The sequence below is a fragment of the Streptomyces sp. sk2.1 genome, assembly GCF_008120935.1.
Lineage (GTDB): Bacteria > Actinomycetota > Actinomycetes > Streptomycetales > Streptomycetaceae > Streptomyces.
Genome location: NZ_RDBO01000080.1, coordinates 1,941 through 6,592 on the forward strand (window position 1 = coordinate 1,941; position 4,652 = coordinate 6,592).

Annotated in this window: 5 protein-coding genes and 1 pseudogene; 4 read left to right on the plus strand and 2 right to left on the minus strand. The window is 73.4% G+C overall.

Going from position 1 to position 4,652, the window contains the following annotated elements; translation table 11 throughout:
* Window positions 1-234 precede the first annotated feature (234 nt).
* Window positions 235-486 carry a hypothetical protein gene (locus tag EAO76_RS36525; RefSeq protein WP_262376062.1) on the plus strand — a complete coding sequence of 84 codons (252 nt, stop codon included), beginning with the start codon at window positions 235-237 and terminating at the stop codon, window positions 484-486.
* 87 nt (window positions 487-573) lie between these two features.
* Entirely contained in the window at window positions 574-1,113 is a 540-nt protein-coding gene (locus EAO76_RS36530; RefSeq protein ID WP_148840535.1) for a hypothetical protein, read from the plus strand.
* A 52-nt stretch (window positions 1,114-1,165) separates the two neighbouring features.
* Here the strand turns inward: EAO76_RS36530 and EAO76_RS36535 are convergent, their stop codons facing one another.
* Window positions 1,166-2,116 carry a LysR family transcriptional regulator gene (locus EAO76_RS36535; RefSeq protein WP_148840536.1) on the minus strand — a complete coding sequence of 317 codons (951 nt, stop codon included), beginning with the start codon at window positions 2,114-2,116 and terminating at the stop codon, window positions 1,166-1,168.
* An 89-nt stretch (window positions 2,117-2,205) separates the two neighbouring features.
* On the opposite strand from EAO76_RS36535, the pseudogene EAO76_RS36540 reads away from it, so the two are divergent.
* Window positions 2,206-2,646: pseudogene (locus EAO76_RS36540) on the plus strand (alcohol dehydrogenase); the annotation flags it as partial.
* A gap of 122 nt (window positions 2,647-2,768) precedes the next feature.
* Entirely contained in the window at window positions 2,769-3,761 is a 993-nt protein-coding gene (locus EAO76_RS36545) for a S9 family peptidase (RefSeq protein WP_148840538.1), read from the plus strand.
* A 127-nt stretch (window positions 3,762-3,888) separates the two neighbouring features.
* Here EAO76_RS36545 and EAO76_RS36550 read toward each other — a convergent pair whose 3' ends face one another.
* A complete protein-coding gene (locus EAO76_RS36550) occupies window positions 3,889-4,539 on the minus strand; it encodes a hypothetical protein (RefSeq protein WP_148840539.1) in 651 nt (216 codons plus the stop codon).
* Window positions 4,540-4,652: the final 113 nt, after the last annotated feature.

Here is a 4,652-nt window from a genome sequence, read left to right on the forward strand (position 1 = left end):
GGGACGGACGATGCCGGGCGTGGAAGCCGGGCGAACAGGGCGGCCGGGGCGGACAAGGCCGGGCGTGGAGGCCGGGGCGGACGAGGCGGACGATGCCGGGCATGGAAGCCGGGGCGGACACGACCGGACGTCAGCCCCGGCTTCCGCGGACACCCGCCCGACTCCCCCGAACACCGGCCCCGGTCCGTCCGGGCGTCCTCCCCGGCTCTCGCAGGAGCGAGGTACCTTCGCTCCATGTCACTTGCTCCCGACGGCGAGATCAGCAGCCGTGACGAACTGGTCGCCTTCGTCCGAGAACTGCACCGGGACTACCTCCACCGGGGGCACGAATGGGAGAACCAGAACCTCGATCACTTCCTCGGGGCCCTCGCGGCGTGGATGGACGATTCGCCGGGCTGGTATCGGAACCTCGGGAAGCGGCTCCCCGAGGAAGGGGACTGGGCCTTCCTGGCCAGAGCCCTGCAAGCCGCCACCGTCTACGAGTGAATCCGCTTCCGTGGCGGTCGGGGCACGGGGAGGGGCCGTGTTCCGCCCCCGGCATCGATGTCGGACCCGGGGGTTATGGTCACCACCATGGCTAACCGTTCTTACCTCTACTCCACGAGCACGCCGCCGGACTCGGACTCGAACCCGAAGAAGATCCGCTGCATCTCCGAGCACAACTGGAGCATCCCGCTGGCGCACCAGCTGCTCGTCGGGCGTGGGACGACCAGGGTCCCGTCCATGATCTGGAACCTCCGCATCGGCATCGCCGCGGACTTCGACGGCGGCGCCACCCTGCTCGGCGACCTCCTGCGCGTGGTCGGGCAGGGGCTCCAGGGCGACAGCGAGTTCGCCGAGTGCGTCGCCAGGACCACGGCTCACCTGGAGAAGCAGCGGGACCGGTTCTTCGTCCTGGAGACGGGGGAGATCGTCTCGCTCCAGGAGGACGAGGACCCCGAGGAAGCGGTGGAGTACCTGGTCACCCGCGAGATACCCGACGCCGTGGCCCGCGCCGAGGCCGCGATCGCCGGGAACGACGACGCGTGGCTCGCCTCCGTGCGGAAGGACTGGCGGGACCACTTCGCTTCTTTCTACAGCGACGCGCTCTACTTCTCGTTCCCCGAGGAGTGACCGGAGCCGGGACGGCCGCCGCGGTTGCGGTTGTGGCGGCCGCCGTCCCGGCTCAATGCCGTTCGGCCCGGGGCGGAAGCCGGTGCGCGGGCGGTTCGGGCAGCCAGTCGCGGGCCGGGTCGTACTCCAGCCATCGGCTCCGCCCCGCTTCCTCGGCGCAGGAGGCGACGAGGCCGTCCAGCCCCGGGTGCGGGTCGCCGGTGCGCCACAGCAACGACCAGGCATACAGCGGCGTGGGGTCGACCAGCGGGACGGAGCGCAGACCGGGGATCCGTGGCAGTGGCACGTCGGCGGGCAGCAGCGAGAAGCGGTGCGGTTCCCGCGCCACCTCGGTGAGGAAGTGGGCGAGGCCCAGGTTCGCGCCCGCCGTGCTGGCACGGATGCCGAACCGGTCGGCGAACCGGCGGAGGAAGTCGAGTCTGCCCAGTGCGCCGGGTGTCCACAGCACGCTGTCGCGCAACCGGTCCGGCCTCAGCGCCGGTTCGGACGCCAGTGGATGGTCCGTGCCCAGTACGGCGTCCACCGGTTCGAGGCGGACGAGGCGGTGGGTCAGCCCCGCGGGCAGCGGGGGGTGGACCCGGCCGAAGGCCGCGTCGATGTCGCCGCGCAGCAGGGCCGCCGTCACCGACGGCAGATCGCGTCCGTGCCCCGGTGCCAGTTCCCCGGCCCGTCCGGCGACCCGGGCCAGTGTCCGCATCGGCGCGTAGAGGTGTCCCCAGACGTCGACGCGCAGCGGACGGTCCTTCCCGACCGCCGCGGCGACCGCGGCGTCGGCGGCGGCCAGGGCCTGCCGGGCCGGTGCGAGGAAGCGCCGCCCGGCCTCGGTGAGGTGTGTCCCGTTGCCGCCGCGTCGGAACAGCTCGGTGCCGAGCAGGGACTCCAGCCGGGCGATCCTCTTGGACAGCGCCTGCTGGGAGATGGCGAGTGCCTCGGCCGCCCGCCCGAAGTGCAGTTCCTCGGCGGCGCACACAAAGGTCCGCACCTGCGCCATGTCGAGATCCACGCCTCTCACCATAGGTGACAACCAAAAGTTGTCGGACTCGCGTGAGAGTTGTTGGATCGCCGGGCAGCTGTGGAAGTTGCATCCTCTCCATGCGAAGACTGATTCACACGGGAGACGTGGCATGCCCGGTGGCTTTCGCCGAGGCTCCCCAGCCCGTGCCCGGGCCCGGTGAGGCTCCGGTCGAGGTCGAGGCGCTCGCGCCGAACCGGGGCGAGACGTTCGTTCTCGAACGCCCCCGGCCGGGGCCGCTGCCCGGCAAGGACGTCGCGGGGCCCGTCGTCCGGGCCTCGGCCGACGGCTCCGGTCCGGGCATCGGCACCCGCGTGGCCGGGCATCCGGCACAGGGCGGCCGGGCCGAGTACGTCGCGGTGCCCACCCGCTCCCCCGCGGTGCTCCCGGACACCGTCGACGGCGTACGGGCGGCGGTCCTGCCCCCGGCCGGGATCATCGCCCTGCGGCTGCTGCGCACGGCCGGGTCCCTGACCGGGCGGCGGGTGCTGCCGACCGGGTCCTCCGGCGGCGTCGGCCACCAGGACCGGCCGCATCCCGAGATCTACCGGACCACCGGCTGGACACGGACCTCCGAGACCCCGGTCGGTCTGCGGGAGCACCGGATGCGCGGCAGGGCCGTCCTGCTGGCCGGAGGAGCACGATGAGCGTCACCGAGTTCGCCGCCGACCAGTGGACGCGCGCCATCGGCGCCGGCGTGGACCCGCACGAGTACCGGTACGTCACCGGCGGTCTCGGCTCCGTCGCCGACTGGGGGCCGGCCTTCGTCCGCGCCGGACACGGCCACCTCCGGCGCGCGCGGGACGCGGGGTCCTCCCGCTCGGCGGGTGAGCACCTGCTGACGGCGGCCCGGTGGTTCCACCTCGCCACCCTGGCGCCGTACGCGGAGGCCCACCGTGCCGCGGCCGAGGCGGATCGCGCCCTGGGCGAGGCTCTCGCCGTACTGGAGCCCGGTGCGCGGCGGGTGAGCGGCGAGGGGTTCACCGGCTGGCTGCGCGGCCCCTCCGACGCGCCGGGAACCGTGGTCGTCGTCCCCGGTCTGAACTCGGCCAAGGAGGAGTTCCTCGATCCGGTGGCCGTGCTCCTCGCCAGAGGGCTCGCGGTGTTCGCGATGGACGGTCCCGGGCAGGGTGTGCTCGCGGCCACCACGACCTTCGTGCCGGACTACGAGCGGGTCGTGGGCCGGGTCGTCGACGCCCTCGGCGTCCCACGCGTCGGGCTCGTCGGCCTGAGCCTGGGCGGATACTTCGCGGCCCGGGCCGCCGCCCTGGAGCCGCGGGTGGCGGCGGTCGCCACCGTCAGCGGCCCCTTCCGCCTCGACTGGGCGGAACTGCCCCCGTCGGTACGGGAGATCATGGCCGGGCGCACCGGAGGAACCGACGCCGCCCGGCGGTTCGCCCGCCATGTCGACCTCACCGACCTGGCGCCCCGCATCACGGCCCCGCTCCTGGTCGTGGACGGCGGCCGGGACGTCATCCCCGGCGTGACCGACGGCGCGCCCCTGGCCCGTCTGACACCACACGGCACCTATCTGTCCGTCCCGCACGGCGACCACCTGCTCGGGAACGCACGGCCCGACTGGCTGCCCCGCCTCGCCGACCACATCGCGCACGCCCTGACGGGAACATCGGCATGAGGCGCTACTCGGGGAGGCCCGTTCTCGTCGCCGGCGGCGGTCCGTTCGGTGCCGTTCCCGTGTGACGAGTGGTCAGGCGCACGCCCGGGGCCGGGCATACGGTCCGCTCACCGCTCGGCCTCACCATTCACCCGTGCCGCTCGTCCTCGCCGTCCCTGACGGCCACCCGATCCGACCACGGTGCCAGGACCGCCGCACGCGACTCGGGGTGCTCCCGCAGCCACGTCAGGAACGGGAGCAGGTCGCCGTGGGGGGCGTACAGCCGGAGCTCGGCCGTCCCGTCCTCCCGGCGGGGGCGGCCCCCGGTCCGGTAGGAGGCGGCGGGGGCGGCGAGATCGAGGTGCAGCCCGTTCGTCACGCGGGCCCCGGTCACGTCCTCCCACGGCACCTCGACGACGCCGTGCATGTTCGACCGCACTGCCGTGGCGGTGAGTTCGACCGTCGGTTTCCGGGGCCTGCGCAGGGACCGTGCGGTCATCGCGGCGAGGGCGGCCGGCACCAGCAGGAGCAGGCCGATCGCGAGAACGGTGCCCGGCCGGTACCGCCCGGGTTCCCCGGTGCGGTTCGACAGCCACACGTACGCGTCGCCCCAATGCGCCAACGCGACTCCGCACATCACGACCGCGCCCGTCAGCAGCAGGCACACCAACACGGTCAGCAGCACGGCCCGACGGCGCGCCCCGCGGAATTCCGTCGGCGACTGCGGGGCGTGGGCGACGCCCGTCGCCGTCGATCGCCACAGTCCGCCGAGTCGAGGGGGTACGGAGTCGGGAAACATGCGCAGCACTTTACGACAGAAAATGTCTTAATCAGGTCACGCAATTGGCTCAGTGACTTCCCGAGAAGGCACCCGGCGGGCCGCTCCGGGGCCGGCAGATGCCCCACCGGACC

Excerpts from the sequence above, each read along its gene's own strand:
- EAO76_RS36545 (WP_148840538.1), top strand. The coding sequence starts at position 2,769 with ATGAGCGTCACCGAGTTCGCCGCCGACCAGTGGACGCGCGCCATCGGC.
- EAO76_RS36530 (WP_148840535.1), top strand. The coding sequence starts at position 574 with ATGGCTAACCGTTCTTACCTCTACTCCACGAGCACGCCGCCGGACTCG.
- EAO76_RS36525 (WP_262376062.1), top strand. The coding sequence starts at position 235 with ATGTCACTTGCTCCCGACGGCGAGATCAGCAGCCGTGACGAACTGGTC.
- EAO76_RS36550 (WP_148840539.1), bottom strand. The coding sequence starts at position 4,539 with ATGTTTCCCGACTCCGTACCCCCTCGACTCGGCGGACTGTGGCGATCG.